This window comes from Staphylococcus sp. HMSC068G11 (assembly GCF_001815825.1).
In the GTDB taxonomy this organism is placed as follows: Bacteria; Bacillota; Bacilli; order Staphylococcales; family Staphylococcaceae; genus Staphylococcus; species Staphylococcus epidermidis.
This window is the reverse complement of sequence record NZ_KV822060.1, coordinates 49,157-73,975: the sequence shown is the minus strand read 5'-3', so window position 1 is coordinate 73,975 and position 24,819 is coordinate 49,157. Positions and strand designations below refer to the sequence as shown.

The window sequence follows — 24,819 nt, the reverse complement described above, 5'->3', positions numbered from 1 at the left end:
ACGTTGACATATTGTCATTCAGTTTTCAATGTTCTTTAACACTTACATTACTTAATTGTAACAAATGAAATTTATTAAGTCAAGAATTAATTTTTATTTTATTTCTTGTTTATTCTTAATTAATTCAACAAATAACATTTTATAATGTATTACTTTTAATTTCAATAGTCAAAATTACACTTTGTTAACTGAATTTTAAAGTTCTTAACTTTTTCTTTTCAATTAATTAAACTGCTTTTGACGACTTTTATATAGTATCAAGATATAAACGTAACGTCAATATTTATTGTTGATTTTTTAAGTTAAAATTTACTTAATGAGTGAATATATATCTACATATAGTACATTATAATTATATAGTGTAAATACTTTCGTTTTGTACATCTGCAAAACGAAGTCTTATGTAAAAAAAAGAGGCTGTACAAATTATTACAACCCCTACTACTTATATGCGATTAATTATATGAAATTGCTAAACAATCATACTATTTCATCATTATTTTATCTCAATAAAACTTCACAAAAGTATCAATAATGACTAAATTTTTATTTTGCTTCTATGAACTTACTTTCATCAATTTTCTTCTTCTTTGCAATCTTTACATATTCCATATATTTCCATCCGATGATGAGTAACATCAAAATCTGTTACATGTTGAGCTAATTGCTCTACTTCATCCAATTGTGGATAATGGAAGTCAACGATTTTACCACATTTTTCACATATAATGTGGTAGTGATTATGTGTATTAAAATCAAACCTACTAGATGAATCACCATATGTTAACTCTTTGACTATACCAATATCTTTAAATACTCTTAGATTATTATAGATAGTAGCAACACTTATATTGGGAAATTTAGGTGAAAGTGCTTGATATATTTCATCTGCTGTTGGATGTGAATGTGAAGATATAAGATAGCGCATAATTGCTTGTCTTTGGGGTGTAATACGAACGCCCGCTTGTCTTAATGACGCAATTGACTCTTCAAGTTCATGATTAATAGATTCAAGTTCCGCACTCACTTTTTTCACCATCTTTCTAAATAATAATTATTATTACTTAATATTAATATAACTGTTGCTATAAATAAATGTCAATAAATACCTGCTGTTTTCAATTAATAACCATAATCTAAGTTTACTTTATTCTCAATTACATTATTATTATTGAGAAAATGCTCAAGATTCTTTTTGAAAATATCCGTAGCTTCTCTATTATTATTATAATCATTACCTGTAATATGAGCAGTTATAGTCACATTATCTAAATCATATAAAGGATTGTCCTTACTAAGTGGTTCTTTTTCAAAAACATCCAAATAAGCATGTCTAATTAATCGATCTTTGAGTACATTGATGAGCACTTCCTCATCAACAATTGTTCCTCTTCCTACATTTATAAATAAGGCATTATTGTCCATTTGTATGAAATGTTTTCTTTTTAATAAGTAAATTGTTTCTTCTGTTTCAGGTAATGCATTAACAATAATATTCGCCCTTTCAATAACATTATCTAACTCTTCAATTGTATAAACTTCATCAAATTGTTCAACATTTTTTCCTGACTTACTTACCCCTATCACTTTCATTCCAAAGGCTTTCGCTAAATATGCAGCCCTTTGTGCAATCGCACCAGTTCCCAAGAATAATAATGTCTCCTCGTTTAATCTTTTACCAGTAATTCTGGAGTCATAATTTTTTTCTAATTGATTTCTATAGGAAGTTTTCATTTTTTTATAATCATCCAAAATGAATGTCATTATATATTCAGACACTTGTTTAGCTTGTATACCTTTACCATTTGTTAGAATGATATCTCGCTCTTTAATGTAATTTAACGGTAAATTATTTACACCAGTTGCAAACCATCCAATCCATTTAAGGTTGATACAATGCTCGATAAAGTGACGATCTATTTTGCCATCATAACCTATTAAAATGTCCATAGTTTTTCTATCATTGATAGGGATATTTATAGCTTTGTCATAAAATTTAAATTCTTCGTTTGGAAATTGTTTTCTTAATTCATTTTCTATTTCATTTAATCTATTTAAGCTAACAATTTTCAAAATTAACCCTCCAGAATATTTTTTATTGTTTCAATTTGCGTTTTTACCTTTACATTTTCAATTACATCAATAATATTACCATTTTCATCGAGAATAAATGTTGTTCTTACAATCCCCATATTCTCCTTACCAAATGATTTTTTCAATTGGTAAACTCCAACTTTATTAGCAAGTAGATAATCTTTATCTACAAGTAAGTCAAAATTCAATTGATGTTTTTTTATAAAATTTTGATGTTTCTTTTTAGAGTCTGCACTTATTCCATATATATCTACATCAAGTTGATTAAAATCTTCAATGTGATCTCTAAATTCACAAGCTTCAGTAGTACACGTTGGTGTATTATCTCTTGGATAAAAATAAAGAATTGTTTTACGACCTTTAATTGTTTCATTTGAAATAAAATTACCATCTTGATTTTCTAAAGAAAAAGAAGGAAATTGTTCACCTTTACTAATCATATACTCACCTATTTCTTAATTGTGTTGATTTTATGATACGATATTAATTGAAAATATTAAATAAAAAGAGGTTGATAGATATGAAATTTACTGAAAGCGAACGTCTTCAGCAACTTTCTAATGAATATATTTTAGGAGGTGTGAATTCACCTTCACGGTCATATAAAGCAGTAGGTGGTGGAGCACCAGTAGTAATGAAAGAAGGTCATGGTGCTTACCTATATGATGTAGATGGTAATAAATATATCGACTATCTACAAGCTTATGGACCAATAATAACTGGTCATGCACATCCACATATCACCGAAGCTATCCAAGATCAAGCAGCAAAAGGTGTACTTTATGGTACACCTACTGAATTAGAAATAAAATTCTCAAAAAAACTTAGAGAAGCAGTTCCTTCTTTAGAAAAGATCCGTTTCGTAAACTCTGGTACTGAAGCAGTTATGACAACAATTAGAGTTGCTCGTGCTTATACTAAAAGAAACAAAATTATTAAGTTTGCAGGTTCTTATCATGGTCATTCTGATTTAGTTTTAGTGGCAGCTGGAAGTGGACCTTCTCAACTTGGTTCTCCGGATTCTGCTGGTGTCCCCCAAAGTGTTGCACAAGAGGTTATTACAGTACCGTTTAATGATATAGAATCATATAGAGAAGCTATTGATTATTGGAAAGACGATATTGCAGCAGTATTAGTAGAGCCGATTGTGGGTAATTTTGGGATGGTTATGCCACAACCAGGCTTCTTAGAAGAAGTAAATAAAATTTCTCATGACAATGGAACATTAGTTATCTATGATGAAGTTATCACTGCTTTTCGTTTCCATTATGGTGCAGCTCAAGATTTGTTAAATGTTAAACCAGATCTCACAGCTTTTGGTAAGATTGTTGGCGGTGGTTTACCAATTGGAGGCTATGGTGGTCGACAAGATATTATGGAGCACGTTGCACCACTAGGTCCAGCCTATCAAGCGGGAACAATGGCCGGTAACCCGTTATCAATGAGAGCAGGTATTGCTTTATTAGAGGTACTTGAACAAGAAGGTGTTTATGATAAACTTAATCAATTAGGACGTCGTCTTGAAGAAGGGTTACAAAAATTAATAGATAAGCATCAAATTACAGCAACAATAAATAGAATCTATGGCTCACTGACATTGTATTTCACAAATGAAAAAGTTACGCATTATGAACAAGTTGAAAACTCTGATGGAGATGCATTCGCTCAATTCTTTAAATTAATGTTGAACCAAGGCATTAATCTCGCACCTTCTAAATTTGAAGCATGGTTCTTAACTACAGAACATACTGAAGAAGATATCGATCGCACACTAGAAGCAGCTGATTATGCATTTAGTAAAATGAAATAACCTACAGTATGAGAACTTGACACTTTAAGTATGTGTTCAAGTTCTTTTTATGTTCAATTATGGATTAACTGTTGAAAATTTAATTGAAATTTACGTTTTCACTTTTCCTGAGCAAAATTTATGATAGTTCATAAAATTTAATAGTTTTTAAAGTACAAAATAAAACTATTGGCTTAATTTCTTAACTTTTTGCATCTAAAAACCAAATTGCATATAGATAAACTTGATTATTTAAGTTCAGGGGTGTATAACAATAATGAATAAGAGTATTATTTTTACTCAAAATAATTAAAAGGAGCATTTAATTTGAGACTTGGAGCTCGGATTTTCAAAACTGGTATAGCCATTATCTTAGCTATGTCTATCGCTTCTTTACTTCCTGATAATATTGGTCTAAAAACGTTAGCGGGTGTCAGTGCAGTAGTTGCCATGCAACCGAGTGTTTATCGCTCAATCAAAACTGTTTCTGAACAAGCTATTGGTAATGTGATTGGTGCACTACTTGCAGTAACAATGGTAACGATATTCAGTAATAATTTCATTATCATGGGTGTTACCGTTATTTTACTCATTGCAATTTTGTTCCAATTTAATCTAGCTCATGTAGCAACACTTGCAAGCGTAACTGCTCTTATAATTATGGGGCAACATACTGGTTCTTTCTATGTTGTTGCATTTTTTAGATTTGTACTAGTGATGATTGGTGTATTGAGTTCTTCTATTGTCAATCTAATTTTTTTACCTCCTAAGTTTGAAACAAAAATTTATTATAATTCAATGAATATTTCTTCTGATATATTTGTGTGGTTTAAACTTGTACTCAATGACACATCAGAATTTCATAATATTAAACAGGATGGTGATCAACTAAACTCACGCATCAATAAATTAGAAAAGATTTTCGACTATTACAATGAAGAAAGACCATTAACAAAAAAACATATTTATCAACAAAATAGAAAAAAAATACTATTTAGAGAAGTAGTTAGAACGACTAGACAAGCATATGAAGTGCTAAAACGAATGTCACGATATCAAAATGATTTATATCAACTAAATAATCAATTACTTTTACAAATCAAATTAGAACTTGATTCATTAGTTACTTTACATGAACAAATATTTAAGAGTTTATCAAAAAAAGCTAGATATGATGTCACTCAACTAGATTATGAAGTTGACAATCCTCAGAAGAAAAACTTGATGGATGCTTTTCAGCAAGAATTAATTAAAAACCCACATCAGACGCAATATTCTTATAGTAATATGATGCAAATTATTGCTGAAATTGAAGAATACAGATATCAACTTGAACACTTAGATCGCATCCGTTTAAGTTTCTTTACCTATCACCGTTCTGATACTGATATAGACATTTCAGAGGAGGACTTTGACTTATAATAAAAAGGTAACTCAGAATTTTATTGTATTAATCAGTGAAATTCTTCTAGCTAGCAGTTTTGACTATAGGTAAAATAGTTCTTATTTTTAATAACTGCCAACAGTACAAAAATGCCTGAGACAATAACAGTCTCAGGCATTTTCAATGTTATATGTGTTTTATAAATTTTGGATACTATAAAGATGCTCATATGCACCGCGTTTATTAATTAATTGTTGGTGTGTGCCAGTCTCAACAATTCGACCATTTTCCATTACAACTATCCTATCTGCATGAGTAATTGTCGATAAACGATGTGCAACAATTAATGTTGTTCTATCCTTACTTAAAACATCAAGTGCTTCTTGAATAATTGCTTCACTCTCTAAATCCAATGCACTTGTTGCTTCATCTAATATTAAAACAGGAGGATTATTTAAAAAGATACGTGCAATTGACAACCTTTGTTTTTGTCCACCTGATAATTTAACTCCACGTTCCCCTACTTCAGTATCATATCCATTCGGTAAGTTTGAAATAAAATCATGGGCATTCGCCATTTTTGCAGCTTCTACGACTTCATCATCAGTCGCATCAGGCCTACCCAACAAAATATTCTCCTTAACAGTATCAGAAAAAAGAATATTATCCTGTTGTACTAAGCCTATTTGATTCCTCAAACTACCAGTTAGGAACTCTTTAACATTATGATGATCGATAAGTATTTCACCTTGAGTCACATCATAAAATCTTGGTATAAGATTAATCAAAGTAGATTTTCCACCACCACTCATACCTACAAAAGCTACAGTTTCACCTTTGTTAATTGTTAAATTAATATCGTGTAATACTTCTTTTTCATTTTCATTATATTTGAAACTCACATGTTTTAAATCAATTTGACCCTCACTGATTTTAATTGGCTGTGCTCCAATGCCATTTTTGATGTCGTAATCCTCATCCATTAATTGAAATACTCTGTCCATAGATGCAAAACTTTGTGTAAGTGTAGTAAATGAAGATACTAGTCTTCTAAGTGGTCCAAATAATTGTTCTAGATAACCGACAAATGCTGCTAGAGTTCCGACAGTAATCGACCCGGTAATTGCTAAATATGAACCCACGCCAATCACAATTATTGGACCTAAATCTGTAACAGTATTAATAGCAGCAAAAGAATACGCGTTCCATCTTGTATGTTGGAATGCTCGTTGTAAAAAGTTTTTGTTATGGTTATCAAAATTTTTCGCTTCATTGTCTTCAATAGCAAAACTTTTAATAACAGACATTCCTTGAACCCGCTCATGTAAGAAGCCTTGTACTTCTGCTAGAGCTTGTGAGCGCACACGTGTAAGTTTACGTAATCTTCCAAAGAAAAAATAAACAGTTAAAATATAAAATGGAAAAATAAAAATAGCAGCAAACGTCAATTTTACATCAAGGAAGAACATAATAGAAAGTGCGATAATAATCGTTATACAGTCAAGCCAGATATTCATCAATCCAGTAAGAATGAAGTCTTTTGTTTGTTCGACGTCATTAATCACTCTTGAAATGACTTGACCGACTTGATTATTTGCATAAAATCGAGCACTTAGTGCTTGCAAGTGATTATACAATTGTTTACGAATATCATATAGTATTTTATTACTTGTCCATTGAGCTAAATATTGTCTAATAAACTCAATCGGCGGACGAACAATTAAGAATATAAATAATGCAATTCCTATTGCTACACCAAGGTGACTAAATTTTTCTTGATTTGTAAGCGAATGATTATTAATCACGCCATCTATAGCATATTTAATCAATAAAGGTATGAGCATGGGAATACCGAATTTAATAATTCCTACTATAATTGTTGCAATAATACGATATCTATAAGGTTTTACAAACTTTAAATATCGTTTTATCATGCGCCTTCCCTCCTAATAATTTGAAAATGAAGAGAGGTTGGCACATTGCATTTGTATACACTTTAAAAATAAAAGATACAAATGTTAATGTCTCAACCTCTAATACACGAAGACACTCTATCAGATATTAAGTTAGAAAGATGAACTAACAAATTATCATTGTTGTTACACTTCATTTATGAATTTTTATAGATTACTTTTACAATATAAATTATTTTAATCTTATTTACATCTATTTTGCTTAATAATCTCTAATTTTTTTATAACGTTCTTTCCATACTTTTATAAAGTCAGGAGCAAAAGGTCCCTTTTTTTGTTCTATCCATTGTTGTAAAATATCAACATTTCTTCTTAAAATAATATCGATATCATGAGGGTAATTCATTTGGTTCATATGTTGCTCGTACTCATCTTCATCAAGTAAATGATATTTTCCGTTCGGATAAACTTTGATATCTAAATCATAATCAATATATTTTAAAGCTTCTTCGTCACATGCAAAAGGCGAAGATAAATTACAATAATAATAAATACCATCTTCTCTAAACATACAAATAACATTAAACCAATATTCAGAATGAAAGTATACAATTGCTGGTTCTCGAGTAATCCATGTACGCCCGTCACTTTCAGTTACTAAAGTGTGATCATTACCACCAATAATCACATGTTCTGTTCCCTTTAAAATTGTGGTTTCTGACCAGACACGATGAATATTACCATCATGTTTATAACTTTGAATCTTAATATTTTCTCCTTCTTTAGGTATGGATTCCTTTACCATACTCCACACCACCTTTATCGTATTTAACCATTTAGATTATATCATATTTTAATATGCTTGATTAACCTATCATTTATAAGTGGCATATGAGATTGATGTTTATAAATTAACCTTCAATAAACTTATATATTTTATCCATTGGTACGGGAAATGTATACTGATCCCTATCATCTAAATTAAACCACGTCATTTGTTGAGGTAAATCATTCTCCTGTATATTAAGAGGTGCTGTAACATTGTATACTTCAATATCCCATGTAAGATGGGTAAATTGATGTTTTAATTTAAATACTGGTTCGTTAATTGTTTCGATTCTTTTTCCTAAATCATCAGATATCACATCGTTTGCATTTGTTTGTTCTCTCATTGGAAATTGCCACATACCGTTAAGAAGTTTTTCTTTACGCTTTTCAAGTAAATACTGACCATTATCATTACGAATCAGAAAAACTTTTTGCTCAACGTTTTTTTTATTTAAACTTTTAGTTTTCACTGGTAATTCTTGTGCAGTCCCCATATGAAATGCCTCACAGTGTTCTTGAATAGGACAAAACAAACACAATGGTGATTTTGGAGTACATACTAACGCCCCTAGCTCCATCATCGCTTGATTAAATGTTCCCGCATCCTTCAACACATATGGGTGTAATTCTTGTTCGAATGCTTTTCGAGTAGACTGTAACTTTATATCACGATAGTCATTGTTTAATCGTGACCATACTCTAAAAACATTACCATCGACAGTTGCTAAAGGATGGTTGAAAGCTATACTCATGACCGCCGCCTGAGTATATGGACCCACACCTTTTAACTTTTTAAATGTTTCAGGATCGTATGGTACCTCACCATCATAATTATTATTAACTTCTTTTACGGCAGTATGGAAATTACGCGCTCTGCTATAATAGCCTAAACCTTCCCAATACTTCAACACTTCATCTTCACTAGCTTCGCTCAACGACTGAATTGTAGGGAACCTATGTATAAATCTATAGTAGTAATCTATAACAGTGTTTACTTGCGTCTGTTGTAACATCACTTCACTTAGCCAAATATAATAAGGATTAGTCGTTTCTCTCCAAGGCATATCTCTTTGATTTTTATGAAACCAATCTTCAATATCTTTTTTAAAAGAATTTTCTAGATACATAAAACCTTCCCTCTCTATTAGTTTCATAAGAATGTATTATTAAAAGCATTCTTATGTTAACTTTAACATGACTCTATATTACATTACTTAGTATATGTTTATTTAAAGTAAGTTAATTTTGTTATTTCAACTTTTAGATTATAATATATATTAAACAAAGAAGAAAAGAGTGAGCAATTATGGACACAGCCACACATATCGTTATGGGTGTGGGTCTTACAGCTTTAGCAACGCAAGATCCAGTTATGGCAGGATCATTTGCTGCTACTGCGACGACTTTAATCGCAGGTTCTTTAATACCAGACGGTGACACCGTACTGAAACTAAAGGATAATGCGACATATATTTCACATCACAGAGGAATTACACATTCATTACCTTTTACAATATTATGGCCTATATTAATTACATTTTTTATATTTGTAATATTTAGTCACACGAACCCCTTACATGTATGGTTGTGGGCACAACTAGCAGTGTTTTTACATGTCTTTGTAGATATTTTTAATTCTTATGGTACTCAAGCATTGCGTCCCATAACTAACAAATGGATTCAATTAAGCGTGATTAATACCTTTGATCCGATAATATTTATTATTTTAAGTATCGGTGTCTTATTGTGGATATTAGGTATTCATCCATATATTGTTTTCTTTCCAATCATATTAATTCTCATAGGCTATTATATTGTAAGATTTAAGATGCAAGCAGCAATTAGAAAACAAGCACTTCAAAAAATTGAGCAATCGCATACACCAGTAAAAGTATTCGTAGCTCCAACAATGAAATTTCATGTATGGCGGGTCGCAATACAAACAGATAAGCATGATTATGTCGGTGTTTCCAAATGGAAAAATGTAGTTTTCACTGATAAAGTTAAACGCCAGTCTATGACTCCTGATTCGATATTATGGAAAGTTAAAGGTAATAAAGATATTTATACATTTTTAAACTTTTCTTCAATTTATCGTTGGCAAACTACGCCATTAGATGATGGCACAACGGAAATTCGACTTATGGATTTAAGATACTTAAATAAAGGTCGTTATTCTTTTGTAGCTATTGCACATTTAACACATGAAAATGAAATTGATCACTCTTATATTGGGTGGGTATTTAGCGAAGATAAATTACAACGTAAATTATTTTCATAATATATTTGAGTGTTACAAAATTCGTATTAACTACGATGCTAACATTGGAGAAAACTTGATATGAAAGAATTTCAATTTAGCCATCGACTGCTTATAAATTAAGAATGCCTCAGACTTTAATTGATGTCTGAGGCATTCTTAATTTAATAAAATATCGTACACTTTATTGAACTATTTATTTATCTAAATTTACGTTTCAACGTTCCTTTTCTTTATTCTTTTTCTCTTTTGAATAACTCTTTTGGTTAGATTGGCTTTGATATTTATCAAATGCTATGTGACGCACAAGCGCATAATTAATCACACACATGATTCCAATTAAAATAATAATATATAAATGATAAGGTAAATTGCTCATACTGACTGTACCAAATACTATTGCTTGCGAACTACCATTTACGAAATAATACAGAGGATTTAACATCATAATATGATTAATCACATTTAAATTTGTCTTAGGGATGTATGTAATTGGAACCATAAAGAAACTGATAGCACTTACTATAATAAATATCAGTTTTACATGTTTAATTGCATAATTCAGTAAGCCCAACATTATCGAAGTCACACTGATAAAAATGGCTATAATTACTAAATAATATAAAAATGAAAGTATTGATGCTTCAAAATTCACAGGCTTAAGGATAATAATAACTATACCCAGAATAAGTATTGTTATTAAACCTAACATCGCTATAACTATAGTAGGTGTGACAGCAGATATATGAAATGACTTCATGACAACGAAATCTCTGATATAGTACTTATAAGCTATATAAATAGATTGTATAATTATGCTGAATATGATGAGTGATGAAATTCTGAATAACCAACGCACTTGAACAATATCAGTAGTATGGTTAAAATTAAAAAATCCTTCTAATGCTAGAATAATTACTAGTCCTATAATTAGGCTAATTGCAAACCACTTCCATGTTTGCTTAAGCCTTTGAGTACAAAAACTAAAAAGATGTGGTAAGTTTTTAATATATACAATTAAATTATCTATCATTTTCACACCTACAATTCAATATAAATCCATTTTTCTTCTTTCATGTCAGCGATAAAATAACCGCTTCCATTTTTAGTAATCCATACATCTTTCGTGATATTAAATGTTTTTTTCAATTCCGTTTTATTTGTCATTGGAATAACAAATCCAGACAGTTTATCATTATCACCAAATATCATTTTTATAGGTTGTTGCGTTATCGGTACAACATACTGTTTATCTTTATCAGGTCTAAGCGTTTCTGTTACTTTATCATGTTTTTGATGTAAGTGACTGTTAAAGTACTCTACGTAAGTACTATAATTTGATTTTATATAAGGTGATAATTTCTTAAAAGTATGAGATTCGTATAACCCAGCTGGATTGAAATAAAACACTTGATTTTTACTAATACTATATGTCCTTTGATTCAATTCGACGCGGTACCTTTTGTTATTTTCACCAGTAATTGTAATTAAACTATACTTAGGTACTTTTAAATCTTTAGACCCGTTTAAAGTAACTGATCCATCTAATGCTAATCCATATGCAAGTTTTTCTTCGTAAGTATCTTTATTCTGATTCTGTATGGATGCTTGAGTATTAATATTCCCTAGTTTGACCATACCTAAGTTATTAAAGAAAAGTACAGTCATTAAAACAAGCCCCATCAAAAAGCTGACAAATAATGTCCAAAATCTCACTAGAAATTTTGGTGGCTTAGCATGATTATAACGTTCTATTCTTTTGAAATTATAAGTCATTTCAGGAATCCGAGATCGATTCTTCTTCCAATCATAATCAAAGTTCTCAATTTCCATTTCTGATTTTAAACTATTACGATCTTTTTCATGTTCTCTAAAAGTTGGTAACACCTGATTTAGAGAACCTTCCTTGCGTATCTGGCCATGTGATACCCATGTTATGTAGTTGCTTGTTTTACTTATCTTTTCTATATCATTATCGATTAAGACTAGAGTTTTATTTGCTTCAATATAATCTGTTGATAAAATGGAAGCTCTTTCTATAAATGTTTCATCTAAATGTGATAAAACGTGATTTAAGATGATAATATCGTTTTTTGAAGAACGTGCAATACTAAGTAAAAGTTGTGCGTATGATTTTTCGCTTAAATTAGAAACCTTTTCCTCTATGTGATCACCTAAATGTGCCCAATGAATAATTTGTTCAACTTTATGCTCAGTTACTTCATAAGGAAAAAGTTGTACGAGTTCGCTCACATATTGGCTCACAGTTAAATTATTAATCTTTCGATCATCAATATCACCGAAATACAAGTTTTTAGTTCGAACAACCTTACCTTTATCAGGTTTCACTGAACCACTTAAAATTCGACCAATCAAAGTTTTAGAAGATCCAGGTTCACCGATTATACCTAATGCTTCACCTTGATAAATGTGCAAAGAAACATTATTTAGGTTGATGTCCTCGGCATCATAACCCAATGGTCGATACCATTTTTTTGTACTATGATTTCTATAGTAATGTGTTACCTTGAGTAATTTTAAAACTATTGAGCTTCCCATCAATTATACATCCTTCTAAAATTTTAATAATGCTAATGGTAGACCTTCCTCAGGTTCACTACTGTTTATTCTAAACCCCCATGCAAATACACCCTTGAGTCGTTCTACTTTAAAGTACTGTTTACTACCATCATTGAGTTTATAGATTTTTCCAGGTTCAATTTTATTGCGATCCACTAGATAGCTTTCTGCTATAATCACTTTACTTTGATAAACATCATATTCATTCATAATGCCATTCATCTCTGCTTTACGCATTTTTTCTTTAAATAATTGTATTTCATGTCTAAGTTCTTGCTCGGACATTTCACTCATTTTCTTTTTATTCATACGATATACCACTTTCTTCTAATTTAGATTTAATTTTATCATAATTATAGCCTTTTCTCATAAGTGCCTCTATGGTTTTAATAACACTTTTATCACTGTCATATTTTTTACAATTTTTATTATAGACTTTCTCTAAATCACGTTGCAATAAATGGTCTAATGTTTCTTCGTCTTGAGAAAAATCTATTTCATTCATAACTAGTTGTATCGTTTCAAGTTTATATCCTTTTTGGAGAAGTGACTGTGTTACTTTTTGCTTTACCTTTACTTCAGGGCCTTTTTTAGACTTCATCACTTTTTTACCAACTTTAATAACGTCATCTAATGGTTGTTGTTGTTCATATGCTTTGACATATTTTTCAATAATCGTAGCTTCAATACCTAATTGGTAGAGTTTTTGTCTATATATTTCTGGCCCTTTATCTGTAGTATGTATCATGGTATTTTTTAAACTTTCTGCGTAATCTTCATGATCAATAAACTTTTCCTTATAGCAATAGTCAATGACATCTTGAATAGCATTACTTTGAATATAGTTTTTTTCTAAATACTGTATAACTTCTCTTTCAGTACGTTTCTTATAAGACAAGTATTGAATTGCGAGATTAACACCTCGACGGTAGTAATCATATTCTTGAATGTTCTGCATATCTGACGGTTCAAGTATTTGATCTTTTTTTAAGTTAAATTTAACTAGTGTATCAATATCTATTCCCATTTCAAATTCTCCATCTAAAAAGAGATTAAAGCGTTCTTTATTCTTTTTTTGTACTTCTATTTTAGTTACCTTTGGCATTTTACTATCCCTACTTCTATATTCAAACGTTTTTTCTTACATATATTATTACACATCATTAGATGTTTCATAAAAGACTTTGAATTTTATATATTTACTTTATGCAATAAAAAAGAAGTAAAACAGATTTCATCCTGTCCTACTCCTTCAAATTTATTTAGCTATCGACTCAAAATGTTTTAAAAGATTGACACAACATCATCATTAAATAGTTAATAAAAGTATTGCTTCTATAAACTAATACCAATATATTTATATCATCTTTATTTGTTTGTCGTTTAATTTCCAAGTTGAGACATAGCTTCTTGATATTGTGATTCACTAATAAAATTTTGTTGTTTCATTTTCTCTAAATTGGTTTTAACTCTATTGATGTAATTATTCGACATATCATTTACGTCATACACACTTGGCGCATTTACTTTGCTTGCTAATATGGCACTTTGTAACACACTAATCTGACTCATATTTGAATTGTTTTTATCTACCGTTACACCAAAATAATGATTTGCAGCACCTTCTACAGTATATTGATTATCACCATAATAAATATTATTCATATAAAAACTTAAAATTTGATTTTTACTGTATTGCTTTTCAACTTTACGCGCTACAAACAATTCTTTGATTTTTCTTGTAAAGGATCGTTCATTATCGTAATAATAATTCTTTACAACTTGTTGCGTAATTGTACTTCCACCTTGCACATCTCTATCGCTAATAGTTGAAAACAATGCCCTTGTCGTTCCTTTTATATCAAAGCCATGATGTTTATAGAAACGCTCATCCTCCATTGAAATAAATGCGCCTTTTACATAGTTAGGCATATTTTCGGTAGCAACAAAATCACTTTTATTTTCTATTGATTTTAAATCATCTACATTTGCTCTTGAAGAAATAAAGTACATGACACCAAAAAATATAATCAATAAAATTAATATAGTGATAATTGCTTTTAAGAAAATTTTTTTACTTTTTTTCTTTTTCGGTGGTTTCCCTATTGGTTGATAATACGTATTGTAATGAGGTCGTTGAGACTCATAATGTTGTTCAATATAATCAGCCGTATATTTATCGCTTCTTTTCATGGGTTTTCTCCTTTTCTCAAACTCACCCTTTTAAAGTGAGTTTACCAATTGTTTAACCGTTTAGCTATAGTTAAGTTAAAAAATCAGTCCCAAGGTGTAGCAGTAATTTTAAGACTTAAGTAAAGTCAAAAGTATAATTTATTCATTTATACTCAAGTTGTCATTTAAAAGATATCATTTACCTGTCAAAATTCAGTTTTTAATCATTTATTTGATGCCATAAAAAAGAGACTGTTGAGAAAGTCAAAAACTTTAACAACAGCCTTAATCAATAATTTAAAATCATAATAATGAATGCAAATTAGTTCATTGTAAATCGCGATTTATGCTTCTAATTTTTTTACAATTTCTCTATTGAAGTCATCTAAATCATCAGGTACACGACTTGTTACAATGTTGTTGTCTACCACTACTGATTCATCTACAACATTCGCACCAGCATTTGATAAATCTTTGCGTACGTTAATAACACCCGTAATTGTACGTCCTTTTAAATCGTCAGTATCAACTAATACTAATGGACCGTGACAAATTGCAAATGTTGGAACATCATTTTTAGTGAAATACTTAGCAAAAGTACCATAGCGACCTTCTTCATCACCACGTAAGTGGTCAGGTGAAAATCCACCAGGAATTAATAATGCATCATAGTCTTCTGGTTTGGCATCAGCAATGCTAACATCAACAGTGACTTTCTCACCGTGCTTACCAACAACTTCATGGTTAGCTGTATCACCAATCACTTCTGTTTCAAATCCAGCATTTTCTAATGCTTCTTTAGGACTTGTTAATTCTATATCTTCAAATTCATCTGCTAGAATAATTGCTACTTTTTTTGTCATAATTTGACATCACCTTTCATTTATCTGTTTTTCAATCTAAATATAGTATAGACAAAAAAATAGGGTGTTAAACATCTATTGCTAAATTTTCCAAATTAAAAAAGAGCTAAACTTATTAGTATTATTACATTGTCATTCTCCAACCCCAACTTGCTTTGTCTGTTGAATTTCTATCTGAAATTCTCTTTGTTGGGGCCCCAACCCCAACTTGCTTTGTCTGTCGAATTTCTCTCTGAAATTCTCTTTGTTGGGGCCCCAATAATAAAATATTTAGAAAATTTTTATGCTTTAATCATTAAGTGACTATACGTTAAAAAAGTCTAGGATTGTTATTGATGTCCTAGACTTCCTACATAATTATTTTGAAACTTGTTTCACTTTTTCTTCCAACTGATCAAGTAAACCAATCCACTCATCAATATCTTCTACACGTACCTCATCCGGATTTACGTGATCAATGTCTTCAATAAATTTGTTTAATCGTGTTTTAATTTGATCAATCGTTTGCTGTTCACTCATTAAATATTGGAACTCCTTTTTACTTGTATTTAATACGATAATATTATCCTAACAGAATTTGACAAAAAGCGATATAATCATAATAATATTCATTGTACATTTTGCACATAATCAAAACAAAGTAGATGGAAACTTTTTAATTTTAGGAGTAATAAATTATGATAATATCAAACAAATCCCCTATTTCTATCAACAATGATCCATGGGAAGCATATAATGATATTTTAGAACATAACCAATTAACATTGAGTAATATAGAATTTACAACTACAAATTTATGTAATATGCGTTGCAGTCATTGTGCAGTTGGTTACACTTTACAAACTAAAGATCCTGACCCTCTTCCAATGGATATCATCTATCGACGTTTGGACGAGATACCTAACTTAAGAACATTGTCTATTACAGGTGGGGAACCTATGTTTTCCAAAAAGTCAATCAAAAACGTCGTTAAGCCTCTACTTAAGTATGCCAAGCATCGTGGTATTTATGTTCAAATGAATTCAAATTTAACTTTACCTCAAGACCGCTATTTAGATATTGCAGAGTACATAGATGTTATGCATATTTCTCATAATTGGGGAACCATTCAAGAATTTACTGATGTTGGCTTTGGTGCAATGAGAAAACAACCTCCTCTAAAAGCCAAGTTGAAATTATATGAGCAAATGCTTGAAAATTCCAGCACTTTATCAGACCAAGGCATGTTCGTTTCGGCAGAAACTATGCTTAATCAAAGCACAGTCCCTTATCTAAATAAAATACATAATGAAGTGGTAAATGACATGAAATGTAGCCGTCATGAGATTCACCCAATGTATCCATCTGATTTTGCCAGTCAATTAAATGTATTATTTCTTAAAGAAATGAAAGAAGCTATTCATCATTTGTTAGATATCCGTGATGAAAACACATGGATGTTGTTTGGTACTCTACCTATCTATCCTTGTTTAAATGATGAATATGATCAACATTTATTGCAACGTTTAAGAAAATCAAAGAATGTTACAATGAGAAATGACCCTGATGGTCGTAGCCGTTTGAATGTTAATGTATTTACTGGCGATGTTATTGTGACTGACTTTGGTGATGAAAATGGTACAATATCTAATATACAAAAGGATAAATTGACAGATGTATTCAACCAGTGGTTAAACACTGATCTTGCACAATCTTTAAATTGTCATTGTGCAGAATATCACTGTCTTGGTCCAAATGTTTTAGTTAAAAATATGTATTACCCAAATACTGATTTCAAGAAAAAAGAACAAAAAATGCATCAATATCAAATATTTTCGTAACAAATTTTGGTATAAACAAACAGTAACCACTCTATGTTGTTTTTAACATTCATAGGGTGGTTACTGTTTTATTAAAAAAGAAAACTTTATTGTTAAACTTATATTATCTTATCATTTAAATTAATTACTAAATTCTTACTTTTCGATATGTCTAACTCTAGATAAATATTCAATTGTATCTATACTTTCTTTACGACGTTCTTTACGTCTAGCAACACGTTGTGGTGCAGTTTCATGGAACCATTTTTCTACAGATGTTTCAGGTTCAACATCAGGTACTGATGTTGGCTTTCCATCACTATCTAATGCTACAAAAGTTAAAAAACTTAAAGCAGCCAAATGGCGCTCGTTCTTATAAACATCATCAATAACAATTTGAACACATATCTCCATCGAACTTGTTCCAGCATAAGAAACCATTGCTTCATATGATAAAATATCTCCTGTTGTAATAGGTCTTAAAAAGTCAACAGAATCTGTTGATGCAGTAACAACTGGGTTCCCAGCGTGCTTCATAGCAGTAATAGCAGCTATTTCATCTATATTTGCCATTAAAGTTCCACCGAACATTGTGTGATGATGATTGGTATCTTGTGGATATACCTGTCTTGTTTTGACGCATTTAGCATCTGACATTTTTTTGCTTTTTCTATTTGTGTTAGCCATAAATCATAATCTCCCCAATTTATAATATTTAAACAAACTCCCAATTCATTTCAATAAATTGATTGTTTATTCCACTTATACTATTTAGCCCAATTTCCATTTTTAAAAACTAATTCTTTTGTTTCATCTTGCAATATCCCATAAATTGTTAAATCAGGACTACCAATCATGAAATCTTCATGAATATTGGAATCATTAAGTCCATTTGTAATTTTTTCTTCTGTAGTCATTTCAGTACCACCTTTGATATTAAAACTATAAGCTGACCCAATAGCTAGGTGGCATGATGCATTTTCATCAAAAAGAGTGTTATAGAATATTGTGCGTCGGTTTGATATTGGTGAATCGTCGGGCACTAGTGCTACTTCCCCTAATCTACATGCACCTTCATCAGTTGCAATCAAATCTTTAAGTAATTTCTCACCTTTTTCTGCTTTGACATCAACTATCACACCATCTTTAAAAGTCAATGTAAACCCGTCTATAATGTTACCATTAAGATTTAAAGGTAATTTGTTTGTTACATATCCATTAACATTGTTTCTATCTGGAGCTGTAAAAACTTCTTCTGTAGGGATATTAGCAATAAAAGGTTGACCGTCCCCATTTACATAACTTGTTGCATCTTCCCATATGTGTCCTTCAGGTAACCCTACTATTAAATCCGTGCCTTCTGATATGTAATGTAAAGCTTGATAGTTTTTCTCTTGTAATCGTTTAGCGTGAACACTTAAATCTTTAACGTGTTTTTCCCAATTTTCAATTGGATTTTGTCCATCTACACGAACAATATCAAATACTTCATCAATGAATTTAATATATGCCGATTCAACATCCAACTCAGGATAGACACGATGTGCCCAATCTCGCGTAGGAAAAGCAGCCACTACCCATGGAAACTGGTTTTTTTGACTTGCTTCCATATATGGTTTAAATCCTTTTGAGTATACAGTTTGATACGCTTTTAACTTATGCGCGTCTATTCCACTTAATAGCTCTGGATCTTCAGCAATGAGTGCCAAGTTCGCTGCACCACGATTAACATAATCAAGACGCTCTTCAATATCATATTGTTTGAGCTCTTGGTTTTCAAAGTGTTCAACTGATTCGTTTTCAAATTTTAATCTTTTTAATCTCGGGTCTGTGTAACTCACTCGAACATCTTCTGCCCCTGCTTTATATGCTTCCTCGACGATTAAATGAGTTAATTCTAAAGCTTCGACAGATGAACGTATAAATACTGGTTGATGTGGCTGTACATTCATTCCCACTCTTACTAATAATTCTGCATATTGTTTTAACTTATTATGATAACTCGTCATATTAATCCTCCATATCTTGTCTAAGTTGTCCTAAATGGTCCGCAATGGCCGTAACCTCACTAGGCGAGAATGAATCTTTAGACATTACGAATTCATATATTTCGCTTATGTCTTGATGAGGTGTTGATTTAAATTTTTCCGGATTAAGTAACGCTTGATTTACAATATTTAATTTTTGTCTAATATTAGAAATCATTTCTTCATTAGATAATGACATTTAATTCACCTCTTTAGTTCAATATTCTATCAAAATATCATATTTTGTTAAACTTTGATAGAATTTGAGGTTAAGTACTTTCTTATTGTTTAGATAGTATATAAAATGGGCATATAAATACATAGTTTGGAGTGAATACTTATGATACATGTAGCATTTGTATGTCTAGGTAATATATGTCGTTCTCCAATGGCTGAAGCTATCATGAGGCAAAGACTACAAGAAAGAGGCATTTCAGATATAAAAGTTCATTCTAGAGGTACAGGACGTTGGAATTTAGGCGAACCTCCACATAATGGAACACAAAAAATTCTACAGAAGTACCATATTCCTTATGATGGTATGGTGAGCGAACTTTTCGAACCTGATGATGATTTTGACTATATTATTGCTATGGACCAAAGTAACGTAGACAATATCAAACAAATCAATCCAAATTTACAAGGACAATTGTTCAAATTGCTAGAATTTAGTAACATGGAAGAGAGTGATGTACCAGATCCATACTACACTAATAATTTTGAAGGTGTTTTCGAGATGGTGCAATCATCTTGTGATAATTTAATTGACTACATCGTAAAAGATGCAAATTTGAAAGAGAGGTAATTCAACTATGGAAAATAAATTAGTACCTGGTATTTTAATTGGTGCCGTAATTGGTGGCGCGGCTGCTCTTGCTGATAAATCTACACGTCATTCTTTAAAACAATCATTCAAAGACATCAAAGAAGGAAATCGTACACGTAAACCCTCAAAAATAAGTAGCATCAAAGATGAAGTAATGTATTGGAAGGATACATTAGAAGAAATACGTCGCAATAATCCTGAATTAGAACGTTCAATTAAAGATGCTAAAGAAACTTTTGTAAATCGTAAAAATCAACGCTTAGGTAAATAAACTTTTAAATACGTAGCATTTTCTGAGAAAATAGGACTTCAATTGGAAAATGTAGGCATATAAGTTTATGATATTCGATGACTATGAAGTGGAACGGAATTCATTCTAAATGAATTCTGCTCCACTCTTTTTATCTTTGTTGATTATAAACTCTACATTGATTGTTAAACTTTGACTCGCCCTTGTTTAATACTTTAACTCGTGTTTAAAACTATAAATCAATATTCAAAAACTATTGCCTTTCTATTTAATTTAGGCCAAAATAATCATTGAGTGTTAAAAATACATTACTTTTTAAAGGGTATTAGATTTATCATATATAAATAAAACCATTTTTGTTTTACTATACCGCAAATATGGGAATACAAGTTTAAATGTAAAACATAAAAAGCGAAGGAGATTGTTATGTCAAAAAAAGAGAAAACAACTTCTAAATATCTTAATTCAATAGAAGATAAAGAGCATAAAAAGAATAAAAAAATAGAAGTTGACCGTACATATATAGAACCGCAAGAATTCCAATCGAAGAAACCTAAAAAAAAGAATCAAGTATTTTTTGTTTCTCGGCTGAATAAACCAGCAAAATACACCGAAAACTCTAATTTCTTTTCCTACCTTATTTATAGGATAGGTAAAGATGACGCTGCAGGTTTAGCAGCACAGATGACGTATCATTTTGTATTAGCACTTTTCCCAATGCTAATTTTTTTACTTACGCTACTTGGTCAATTCATCACGATTGATGCTAATCAGATTAATCAAAAAGTAAGTCAATATGTCCCTGATCAAGAAACAGCTAGTATCGTTGGCCGAATTGTTAAAGATATCTCTGACACTGCCAGTGGAGGTATTTTGTCAGTTGGGTTAATTTTAGCTATTTGGTCAGCATCAAATGGAATGTCCGCTATTATTAACTCATTTAATGTTGCTTATGACGTTGAGGATTCTCGAAACGGTATAGTAGTTAAATTATTAAGTATACTATACACACTTGTTTTAGGTGCAGTATTTGTTGTTGCTGTTGTACTTATTACACTAGGTCCAGTCATTAATAAATTTTTATTTGGACCACTAGGTATTGATAATCAAATTGAATGGATTTTTAATTTAGTACGAATTGTTATTCCATTGATTATTATTTTCATCATATTTACTGTACTTTATTCAGTTGCACCTAATGTTAAAACAAAATTACGTTCCGTTATTCCTGGCGCTATTTTCACTTCCATTATTTGGTTACTGGGGTCGTTTGCATTCGGTTACTATATTTCAAACTTTAGTAACTATTCGAAAACATACGGAAGTTTAGCTGGTATTATCATTTTATTCTTATGGTTGTATATCACAAGCTTTATTATTATTATCGGTGCTGAAATCAATGCAATTATTCACCAAAGAAAAGTCATAGCTGGTCACACACCTGAAGAAGCCGCTATTAAACATGATGATAACAATGAAAATCATTATAACGAAAATACGACTTATGAATACTACAAAGATAATAAAGATGTAGATATTTCTAATGAAGATGATACTTATAATATCAATCATCAATCTAAAGAAGAACATCACACAACCGACTGATAATATCGAAAGGCGAAAGTATCGGTAGATGCACCGTTACTTTCGCCTTTAATAATTTATTGAATTAAATTATGTTGAAACGCATAGATTACTGCTTGTGTTCGATCTTGTACTTCTAATTTACTCAGTATGTTACTTACATGAGTTTTTACTGTTTTGATGGTGATATGAGATGCGCTTGCAATCTCTTGGTTAGAGTATCCTTTAGCTATAAGTAATAAGATCTCCATTTCTCTTTCTGTTAACATTTCATAAAGCTCGGCACGTTTTTTCATACGGTTGCGCATTTTTACTAACACTTCTGGTTCAAATACTGATTCACCTTCATACGTTTTACGCACAGCGTCAGCTATATCACTTGCACTTGTTGTCTTTAAAATATAACTATCTACTCCAGAATCAAGTGCACGATAAACTTCTTTATCTTCTATAAAGCTTGTTAACATGACTACTTTAATTTGAGGTAAATCTTTTTTTATTTCAGTAGTAGCTTCTACACCATCCATATCGTCCATAAGTAAATCCATTAATATTAAATCTGGTTTTAGCTCATGCGCTTTAGTGATAGCCTCCTTACCAGAAGCACCCTCACCTACTACTTCTATATCTTCTTGTGTTGAAAGATAGCTTGAAATACCGATTCTTACCATTTCATGATCATCAACAAATAAAACTTTAATCGCCACTTGAATTCTCCTCCTTATTCAATGGTGCCTTAACTTCAATTCGTGTACCTGAATCAGGTAAAGATACAATATGAAACGTCGCACCAATTTCTAACGCTCGTTCTCGCATATTTTTTAAACCATAACTTTGTTCAAATTTTTCATCTACATTAAATCCTTTTCCATTATCTTGAATTCTTAGTAAAAGATAATCCTCTTGATTAAATAATTCCACAGTTACTTTCGTACCATTTGAATGTCTCAATGTATTTGAAATAGCTTCTTGTGTAATTCTGAACAAATGATCTTCAATACCTTTTGGCACTTCAAAATCTTGAATTTCATGCAAAACTTTCATTGGTACTTTCTTTTGTAAATCGATGACTAAATCTTTAATACCTTCACCTAGAGACTTATCTTTTAAACCTATCGGTCTTAAATGTAACAACAAAGCTCTCATTTCAAGTTGTGAGTCTTGAACCATTTTTTCAAGAATTGGTATCTGTTGATTTAAAGGTGGTTCTAATTTCGACTCTTTTATTGCTGATAGCATCATGCTCGCAGCAAATAATTGTTGGCTAACAGAATCATGCAATTCCCTAGCAAGTCGCTGTCGCTCATCTTCGATAATCTTTTTGACTTTTACATCATTAATATTGTAGTTTTCATTAGTTAAATTCTGAGTCTTCATTCTAAGTCGATGTAATTCTTGATTTAATGGAACTAGTGTATGATAAATATCTATCGTTTCTGTATATAATTCGATATTTTGATCATTGATACCTACTGTTTGTCCTTCTATTGATCTTTCTATTTGGGAAATAATCCAATCATTTTGTTGATTAATTTTATAAGCTAAAACAGATCCAACTATAATACATAAAAAAACTATTAATAAATTTAAAAATAGAAAAACAGGTATTCCAAATATTTGTGTATAAAACATCCCTTGAAAAAAGATAATATTTACAAACACTTTATCAATAAATAAAAAAGCAATAAGCATACTATATACTAATATAAGCATTGAGCCTATAGCTCTTATGTAGTGATTCATCTGTAAATCACCTCTACGTCTCCAATGAATGATGAAACGTAAACATTAACAGTATAATTATCATCTTTCGTTTTTTCTTCAATTTGAACATGGTTATTCTCAATCTTATAAGATTTATCATTCACATAAGCAGTACCGTAGAAGAGAGTCGCATGTAAATTTATATTATAATTAAGAGGTACAACTACTTGTACTTTACCTAAAATATGACGCACAACTATGGTATTTGTTTCCTTAATATTTGCTGCTTTTGTCATATCAATGTGTATGTCTCCTATACCGTGTTGAATTTGTACGTCTTCCCATTTATATACATACACTGGTGTATGTTGTTCACCAAACCATTTTTGTTTAATGAAAATGGGTGATGTGATGTCTTCATCTGTAGCAATCACTTTTAAAGGTCTAAACTTATAAACCAAGTAACGTATGATGACTACAATTAAAAAGACAAATAGAATAATAATCGTATACTTATTAGACAAAAGTGTAAAAGCAATTAATAAAGTTCCTATCCAAAAAGATAATAGTCCTCTAACTTTATGGAAATACACATATCCTACATATACAAGTACACATCCTAATAGGAGTACTAGTAAAAAACCAATTTTCTCAAAAAATATATAATAAAAATTGGCAATAATCATTAAAGCAGTAAAAATAATCAACATTTCAGTTGATATATATTTGCGTGTCATATTTCGCCA

At 30.7% G+C, this 24,819-nt stretch carries 26 protein-coding genes; 7 read left to right on the top strand and 19 right to left on the bottom strand.

Going from position 1 to position 24,819, the window contains the following annotated elements; all coding sequences use genetic code 11:
- Positions 1-574: 574 nt before the first annotated feature.
- From perR to bcp, 3 genes are all read right to left on the bottom strand, one after another.
- Entirely contained in the window at positions 575-1,027 is a 453-nt protein-coding gene (gene perR / locus HMPREF3058_RS02415) for a peroxide-responsive transcriptional repressor PerR (protein ID WP_002487349.1), read from the bottom strand.
- A 95-nt stretch (positions 1,028-1,122) separates the two neighbouring features.
- The gene (locus HMPREF3058_RS02410; RefSeq protein WP_002491500.1) at positions 1,123-2,073 is read right to left on the bottom strand and encodes a phosphoglycerate dehydrogenase; all 951 of its coding nucleotides are present in this window, start codon (positions 2,071-2,073) and stop codon (positions 1,123-1,125) included.
- A 2-nt stretch (positions 2,074-2,075) separates the two neighbouring features.
- Positions 2,076-2,534 (bottom strand): thioredoxin-dependent thiol peroxidase, encoded by a 459-nt coding sequence (bcp, locus tag HMPREF3058_RS02405; protein WP_002447424.1) that lies wholly within the window; start codon positions 2,532-2,534, stop codon positions 2,076-2,078.
- Positions 2,535-2,614: 80 nt separating this feature from the next.
- Between bcp and HMPREF3058_RS02400 the strand changes: the two genes are divergently transcribed.
- Positions 2,615-3,904: a glutamate-1-semialdehyde 2,1-aminomutase gene (locus HMPREF3058_RS02400; RefSeq protein ID WP_002490301.1), complete on the top strand. Its 1,290-nt coding sequence runs from the start codon at positions 2,615-2,617 to the stop codon at positions 3,902-3,904.
- Positions 3,905-4,210: 306 nt separating this feature from the next.
- A complete protein-coding gene (locus HMPREF3058_RS02395; RefSeq protein ID WP_002487302.1) occupies positions 4,211-5,305 on the top strand; it encodes an FUSC family protein in 1,095 nt (364 codons plus the stop codon).
- A gap of 159 nt (positions 5,306-5,464) precedes the next feature.
- Here HMPREF3058_RS02395 and HMPREF3058_RS02390 read toward each other — a convergent pair whose 3' ends face one another.
- The 3 genes from HMPREF3058_RS02390 to mutY form a co-directional block, all read right to left on the bottom strand.
- Positions 5,465-7,201, bottom strand: coding sequence for an ABC transporter ATP-binding protein (locus HMPREF3058_RS02390; RefSeq protein ID WP_002447427.1), 1,737 nt, complete (start codon positions 7,199-7,201; stop codon positions 5,465-5,467).
- A gap of 241 nt (positions 7,202-7,442) precedes the next feature.
- Entirely contained in the window at positions 7,443-7,985 is a 543-nt protein-coding gene (locus tag HMPREF3058_RS02385; protein ID WP_001830384.1) for a nucleoside tri-diphosphate phosphatase, read from the bottom strand.
- A gap of 106 nt (positions 7,986-8,091) precedes the next feature.
- Complete coding sequence (mutY, locus tag HMPREF3058_RS02380; protein WP_002487334.1) at positions 8,092-9,135, bottom strand: A/G-specific adenine glycosylase; 1,044 nt, start codon at positions 9,133-9,135, stop codon at positions 8,092-8,094.
- A 179-nt stretch (positions 9,136-9,314) separates the two neighbouring features.
- Here mutY and HMPREF3058_RS02375 point away from each other — a divergent pair, with 179 nt between their 5' ends.
- Positions 9,315-10,289, top strand: a complete 975-nt coding sequence (locus HMPREF3058_RS02375) for a metal-dependent hydrolase (RefSeq protein ID WP_002447429.1) — start codon at positions 9,315-9,317, stop codon at positions 10,287-10,289.
- Positions 10,290-10,485: 196 nt separating this feature from the next.
- On the opposite strand, the gene HMPREF3058_RS02370 is transcribed toward HMPREF3058_RS02375, so the two are convergent.
- The 7 genes from HMPREF3058_RS02370 to HMPREF3058_RS02340 form a co-directional block, all read right to left on the bottom strand.
- The gene (locus tag HMPREF3058_RS02370) at positions 10,486-11,301 is read right to left on the bottom strand and encodes a hypothetical protein (RefSeq protein WP_002458541.1); all 816 of its coding nucleotides are present in this window, start codon (positions 11,299-11,301) and stop codon (positions 10,486-10,488) included.
- Between the two features lie 8 nt (positions 11,302-11,309).
- Positions 11,310-12,827, bottom strand: coding sequence for an ATP-binding cassette domain-containing protein (locus tag HMPREF3058_RS02365; RefSeq protein WP_002491542.1), 1,518 nt, complete (start codon positions 12,825-12,827; stop codon positions 11,310-11,312).
- A 15-nt stretch (positions 12,828-12,842) separates the two neighbouring features.
- A complete protein-coding gene (locus HMPREF3058_RS02360) occupies positions 12,843-13,157 on the bottom strand; it encodes a YfhH family protein (RefSeq protein ID WP_001830430.1) in 315 nt (104 codons plus the stop codon).
- Positions 13,150-13,953, bottom strand: a complete 804-nt coding sequence (gene recX / locus HMPREF3058_RS02355; RefSeq protein WP_002491509.1) for a recombination regulator RecX — start codon at positions 13,951-13,953, stop codon at positions 13,150-13,152. Before recX ends, HMPREF3058_RS02360 begins: the two co-directional genes overlap by 8 nt.
- A gap of 278 nt (positions 13,954-14,231) precedes the next feature.
- The gene (sgtB, locus tag HMPREF3058_RS02350) at positions 14,232-15,041 is read right to left on the bottom strand and encodes a monofunctional peptidoglycan glycosyltransferase SgtB (protein ID WP_002458542.1); all 810 of its coding nucleotides are present in this window, start codon (positions 15,039-15,041) and stop codon (positions 14,232-14,234) included.
- A gap of 323 nt (positions 15,042-15,364) precedes the next feature.
- A complete protein-coding gene (locus HMPREF3058_RS02345; RefSeq protein ID WP_002447434.1) occupies positions 15,365-15,883 on the bottom strand; it encodes a type 1 glutamine amidotransferase domain-containing protein in 519 nt (172 codons plus the stop codon).
- A gap of 357 nt (positions 15,884-16,240) precedes the next feature.
- Positions 16,241-16,402, bottom strand: a complete 162-nt coding sequence (locus HMPREF3058_RS02340) for an SE1561 family protein (protein WP_001830395.1) — start codon at positions 16,400-16,402, stop codon at positions 16,241-16,243.
- Between the two features lie 158 nt (positions 16,403-16,560).
- On the opposite strand from HMPREF3058_RS02340, the gene yfkAB reads away from it, so the two are divergent.
- Positions 16,561-17,703: a radical SAM/CxCxxxxC motif protein YfkAB gene (gene yfkAB, locus HMPREF3058_RS02335; protein ID WP_070731085.1), complete on the top strand. Its 1,143-nt coding sequence runs from the start codon at positions 16,561-16,563 to the stop codon at positions 17,701-17,703.
- Positions 17,704-17,838: 135 nt separating this feature from the next.
- Here the strand turns inward: yfkAB and HMPREF3058_RS02330 are convergent, their stop codons facing one another.
- From HMPREF3058_RS02330 to HMPREF3058_RS02320, 3 genes are all read right to left on the bottom strand, one after another.
- A complete protein-coding gene (locus HMPREF3058_RS02330; RefSeq protein WP_002447436.1) occupies positions 17,839-18,369 on the bottom strand; it encodes an acyl-CoA thioesterase in 531 nt (176 codons plus the stop codon).
- 80 nt (positions 18,370-18,449) lie between these two features.
- Positions 18,450-19,691 (bottom strand): aminopeptidase, encoded by a 1,242-nt coding sequence (locus HMPREF3058_RS02325; protein ID WP_002458545.1) that lies wholly within the window; start codon positions 19,689-19,691, stop codon positions 18,450-18,452.
- Position 19,692: 1 nt separating this feature from the next.
- Positions 19,693-19,908 carry a DUF1128 domain-containing protein gene (locus HMPREF3058_RS02320; protein WP_001830421.1) on the bottom strand — a complete coding sequence of 72 codons (216 nt, stop codon included), beginning with the start codon at positions 19,906-19,908 and terminating at the stop codon, positions 19,693-19,695.
- 141 nt (positions 19,909-20,049) lie between these two features.
- On the opposite strand from HMPREF3058_RS02320, the gene HMPREF3058_RS02315 reads away from it, so the two are divergent.
- The 3 genes from HMPREF3058_RS02315 (at position 20,050) to HMPREF3058_RS02305 (ending at position 22,390) form a co-directional block, all read left to right on the top strand.
- Positions 20,050-20,514: a low molecular weight protein-tyrosine-phosphatase gene (locus HMPREF3058_RS02315; RefSeq protein ID WP_001830437.1), complete on the top strand. Its 465-nt coding sequence runs from the start codon at positions 20,050-20,052 to the stop codon at positions 20,512-20,514.
- A gap of 7 nt (positions 20,515-20,521) precedes the next feature.
- Positions 20,522-20,806 (top strand): YtxH domain-containing protein, encoded by a 285-nt coding sequence (locus HMPREF3058_RS02310; protein WP_002447438.1) that lies wholly within the window; start codon positions 20,522-20,524, stop codon positions 20,804-20,806.
- A 405-nt stretch (positions 20,807-21,211) separates the two neighbouring features.
- Positions 21,212-22,390: a YihY/virulence factor BrkB family protein gene (locus tag HMPREF3058_RS02305; RefSeq protein WP_070731082.1), complete on the top strand. Its 1,179-nt coding sequence runs from the start codon at positions 21,212-21,214 to the stop codon at positions 22,388-22,390.
- A 56-nt stretch (positions 22,391-22,446) separates the two neighbouring features.
- Here the strand turns inward: HMPREF3058_RS02305 and vraR are convergent, their stop codons facing one another.
- From vraR to liaF, 3 genes are read right to left on the bottom strand one after another with little or no spacing between them, the layout of a single operon-like run.
- Positions 22,447-23,076 (bottom strand): response regulator transcription factor VraR, encoded by a 630-nt coding sequence (gene vraR / locus HMPREF3058_RS02300; protein WP_002473914.1) that lies wholly within the window; start codon positions 23,074-23,076, stop codon positions 22,447-22,449.
- Positions 23,066-24,112, bottom strand: coding sequence for a sensor histidine kinase VraS (locus HMPREF3058_RS02295; RefSeq protein WP_002447441.1), 1,047 nt, complete (start codon positions 24,110-24,112; stop codon positions 23,066-23,068). The genes vraR and HMPREF3058_RS02295 overlap by 11 nt, the downstream gene beginning before the upstream one ends.
- Positions 24,109-24,810, bottom strand: a complete 702-nt coding sequence (liaF, locus tag HMPREF3058_RS02290; RefSeq protein WP_002447442.1) for a cell wall-active antibiotics response protein VraT — start codon at positions 24,808-24,810, stop codon at positions 24,109-24,111. The genes HMPREF3058_RS02295 and liaF overlap by 4 nt, the downstream gene beginning before the upstream one ends.
- Between the last annotated feature and the right edge of the window lie 9 nt (positions 24,811-24,819).